Here is a 584-nt window from a genome sequence, read left to right as displayed (position 1 = left end):
TTCCTTGCCGCTGCTTTGCGTTGGCCTGCGGGGCTATCGGCAGCGGCTTTGCCTCGTGTTGAACACAGACTTGTAGGAGATCGTCATGTCCAAAGCAGCCGCCATCTACCTGACCGAGCTTGACCTCACCCGCCTTGAAAACGCCGCCGCGCGCGCTGGCAGCAACTCGCCGCTGGCCGACCTCGTCGACGACCTGATCGCCCGTGCCAACGTTGTGCCTGGCGACAAGATTCCCGCCGACGTGGTCACCATGAACTCGGTCGTGTGCGTGGTGGATGACACCGGCGCTGAGCAAGAGTGGACGCTCGTCTACCCGGAAGAGGCCAACGTGACGTCGGCCAAGTTGTCGGTGCTCTCCCCGATGGGCGCTGCGCTGTTGGGTGCGCGTGCGGGCAAGTCGGTCAAATACTCGGCGCCAAATGGCGCACAGCGCTCCTTGCGCATCGACCGCGTGGCATTCCAGCCAGAGGCCAGCGGCCAGCACACGCTCTAAGCCGGCTGCGTTCTATCGCGAGAGGCTGTACCCGACACGCACCTGCGAGCCCAGCTTGTGGTTGTAGTCGAGCAGGCTCTCGCCGTAGCCG

1 protein-coding gene is annotated in these 584 nt (G+C 64.4%); it reads left to right on the top strand.

From position 1 onward, the window contains the following. Positions 1-85 precede the first annotated feature (85 nt). Positions 86-493 carry a nucleoside diphosphate kinase regulator gene (gene rnk, locus FUT88_RS24675; protein WP_147219135.1) on the top strand — a complete coding sequence of 136 codons (408 nt, stop codon included), beginning with the start codon at positions 86-88 and terminating at the stop codon, positions 491-493. Positions 494-584 lie beyond the last annotated feature (91 nt).

The organism is Ralstonia sp. TCR112 (assembly GCF_007997035.1).
Lineage (GTDB): Bacteria > Pseudomonadota > Gammaproteobacteria > Burkholderiales > Burkholderiaceae > Ralstonia > Ralstonia edaphi.
This window is presented reverse-complemented; position numbering and strand designations above follow the sequence as displayed.